General features: G+C 52.1%; 1 protein-coding gene. It reads right to left on the bottom strand.

What is annotated here, in order from left to right:
• Nucleotides 1-3,536 (bottom strand): hypothetical protein (locus ACN0IC_RS14675; RefSeq protein WP_416879527.1); only part of this gene is annotated, 3,536 nt, incomplete at its 3' end.
• Between the last annotated feature and the right edge of the window lie 224 nt (nucleotides 3,537-3,760).

Here is a 3,760-nt window from a genome sequence, read left to right as displayed (position 1 = left end):
ACAATCAGGCGAAAGGTGGTACTCTTCTGGGTTGCGAGTCGTACCAGGCCATCCAGCAGATCTGCACAAGAGTAGCCCGTGAGAGTGGTAGTTGCCAGTGCGCGCGTGTACAGGCACATGATAGTTAGATAGTAAGTTTTAACTGTGGCCCCACGAGTGCGCCTGACTTGGTTGAGCAAGTGACTGCATTTGGGACCGTAGAAGATGTCCAGTGCGCATGCGCTGAATGGAGCATAGCAGGTCTCGTAGGCATAACCGGGGATGTGGGAGATGTCGTGTTTTGCCGTCTGGAGTTTCAGCTGGCGGCAACTGTAACATCCCTTAGTGGACCAGTTCTCGAGCAGTTTTTTAGCTCCTGCTACATACACACCTTGTTGAAGTAGGTGGGTGCAAGAATAGTCACTCGAGTGGAAGCAGTTGTGAAATGTAGTGATGTAGGCCTGTGTCTGGAGGGATCCAGGGTCTAGCACCACCAGTTGAAAGGGAGGCGAGTCGCTGCGACCCCAACGGCGTCCAAACACGTAGACCAACTTGAGGGTATCGTTGATGAACACTTGGTACTTGCCCGAGGCTAGCAGGGAGGCCGTCTCCTCTTTGGCGCGAGCAAACCCATGCCCGGCAGCGATAAGACCACCACCCGTGGCCAGGTCGTGGTGCTGTGCAATGGTTTTCCATCTCGAGAAGTCACTGCTCTTGTTGAACTTGTGACTGTTAGAGGACCGAGATATCCAACGCGTCAAGCCTTGCATGATTAGACCCACACAAAGGTTAGCTTTCCGTACATTGCTCTGAAATCGCATAAAAATGCGACTGAATGGGTGTCCGGCAGTTTCCTGATCAAGAATAGCGAGGTTCTCCAGCCGGAGAGACTCTTCTTGGTCGTACTCAGGGACAACATCTACCTTGTACCGATTCGATTTTGCAATTTTAGAAGCGCCCGTCAATTTGACAGACTTCATCTTGTAAACATGCTCTATCTCCCCCAGCCACTCCCCCGTTGGCTGAATGACCGGGGGCGGTGGAGCAGCAGTTAGAAGGTCGTAGTTTGAAGGTTCTACTGCCAATTTTCCGATGGCGTCAGGGAGAACTGACACTTGGCCCGGGGTTACTGCTTCCAGCACCTCCCAAGCTTTCCGTGGCAGAAGTTCCTCTTTGAGGTTTTGGGGGGCATCACGAATGTGGGGGATATCGTTGAGGGCAGTCCAAGCTGAGGGTGGTCCATCAGCAAGAGCAAACTCCGTCCGAAGAAACTGGAGCTTCTCCTGAAATTCCTTGTAACAGTGTGTAGAAAGGTTGCCTTTACAGAGAACATCAGCTGCGTTGTATTTCCGGGGTGTATGGAATACTGCCGTCTCTGAATCAAACAACACTGCACACGCGGAGGCCACCCTCCCACAGGACCACTTGTCAAGCAGGTGAGTCGGGAGACGAAGCCTCATCAGGTTGCATTTGCTATCACTACCGAAAATGAAGTGAACCGACACCTGGGGTGGAAGTGGGGTGCGGGCAAATACATCGCGGAGTTCCTGAAGTAGGTTGGTTCCCGTGCATATTCCCATTAGCTCAAGGCGGACGCTACCCACCTCATTTCCCAAGTGGGTGCTGGTTCTGGCCAAGCTGATTTTCCACTCGTTGTCGGCTGATTTGCTGAGAATGCAGGCTGCAGCCGCAAAACCTCTGGCTGCGGTGAGGCCTTGGGAGAGGCCGCTACCACCATCGGAGATGACCAGGGGGTAGATGGCTACTGGGTTTTCAACCAAGTGGTGGAATGGAGCCTGGATATTGTCGGGGATACTGAAACATGACAAGACAAAGACAAGGTGCTTGGTGAAAGCCTCAGACACTGCTGGAGGGAGAGCATCATCCCATCCACCCGCATCCATTACCTTGCAGGCCATGCAACAGGATCGCCACAAGGCTTGGGTCGCCAGTGTGATAGGAGCCACGAAAATTCCAGCAGGGTCGTAACCCAATGAGGAGAGGGCGGCACATAGACGACGCTTAGTCAGAACTCCATTTTTGAAGTTTTTGGCGATGAAGTTGTGACAGTCTGCAACTGAAGTCACGAGACCCGTGGTGTCGCGAATTCCACGCCGCTTGATGCCGAGGTCAAGGCAGACAGAGGGCTGGGTGGCAGAGTCCGGACAAGTATTTCCGTTCTTGCACTTAGCTTCAGTGGGGCGGGACAGTTCTGGGGTTCGAGATGAACGGGAAACTTGTTCACCACGAGCCACTGCCGCTACCAGCGGTTCTGTTTTACTGAAGGGTTCGTCCCCATCCAGGATGAGCTCGGTGATTTGGGATTGATAAAGTTTGAGCTTGATTAAAGGTTTGTTGGTGCTTGCATCGATCTTGTAACCCAGAATAGAGAGAGTCTCATCTTGAGCTCCCAGAATAATGGGGGCTTCATTCCTCACCTGGATCGATCGATTTTTAGGAATATCGCAAAAGTTGGGAGCGATGAGGAAAGTTGATTTTTCACTAGTGGTGAAACCGTGGTTTTTGAAGTCCGCTCTGACTTTAGTGAACAGTTCAGCAACGGCCTGTAGGGAATGACCACCGATGAAAATATCATCTGAATAAATGGAGATTACACACCCGTCAATTTTTAGACAAACATAGTCGAGAATGTCCGAGCCGGGGTGATGGAGTCCATGTCCGTCTCCTCTTTGCAGTGAGTCGGGGTTGAAGAGTGGTTCCCCAGGGGTTGGAATCGCGCCTGGGTGTCGTAGGACGTGAGCCACTACGGCCGCCACCAGGCCACTAGCAAAGCGTTGCCCAAATTGTACGGAAAAACAGACTGCTTCTGTAATGACCGCATTTGGGTTGCCATAGGCTGGCAGCAGCTGACCCGACTCCTTGTCCATTACTGCAGGTATGAGGATTCTTGACAAGGACGAGAACTTCATGTCGGTAAAAACCTGCCAAAAATTCCTGGAAAGATCTGTGGCTAGTATAAAGGGACACAGCCTGAGTTGGTTGATGGTAGCTGAAATTTTCGCTACTGTGGGTTTTGAAGATCCTGTAGGGGTGAAGGAGTTCACACTCAACTTCTTTGCGTTTGGCGCGTGCGAGAAGTTCATAGTGGGGCGAGCTGAAGTCTTCCCGGGGATTGCCCCGGGTTTCAACACCACCCCTACTGGGATGTAACTTTTTTGGAGTTCGTTGAATTTAGGGAATTCAGTTAGGACGTCAGACAGCCATCGATACTTGTCTGTGATGAAACCTTCCTTCATTCGCTCATTGAACTTTTCGCCCCAACCGCAATGCTGTGAATTCGAGCTGAATTTCCGATGTAGATTCTCGGCTTGCTTCAGAACCGTATCACGATGTTGGGGCAGATTTTCAATTCCTGGACCCAGTGGTATGGTACAGCGATAGCGAGCTCCTCCCCGGAGAGACTCATCCCATTGAGTCGCTTTGAGGAGGGACAGTTGTTCAGTCATCTGTGTGTTGCGCGCGTCATCAGAGAATAGTTGAGTGCAGCGCTCGCACACGGGTAAGACTTTGTCTTCAAGAATAGCTCTGCCTATCATGCAATGGTCCGTGTCCACCTCAGCGGGTGGGTGATCGGAGGGGCAGCAATCACCTTTCCTCGCCGAGAAACAAACACTAGCCGTATCACCCAGTCCTAGAGAACAATCGTCGTCGTTTGCTGCTAGACTGGTCGGTTCATAGGACAGAGAGTCCTCCCGATCAGGCACGGGCAGCAGGAGGTCGTCAGCGATGGGAGCGTCGGGCTCCTCGTCGACTGGGGGGG

It is taken from the genome of Litorimonas sp., assembly GCA_029936425.1.
In the GTDB taxonomy this organism is placed as follows: domain Bacteria; phylum Pseudomonadota; class Alphaproteobacteria; order Caulobacterales; family Maricaulaceae; genus Litorimonas.
Note: the sequence above shows the minus strand (reverse complement) of the source record. Positions and strands in the feature narration are given on the sequence as shown.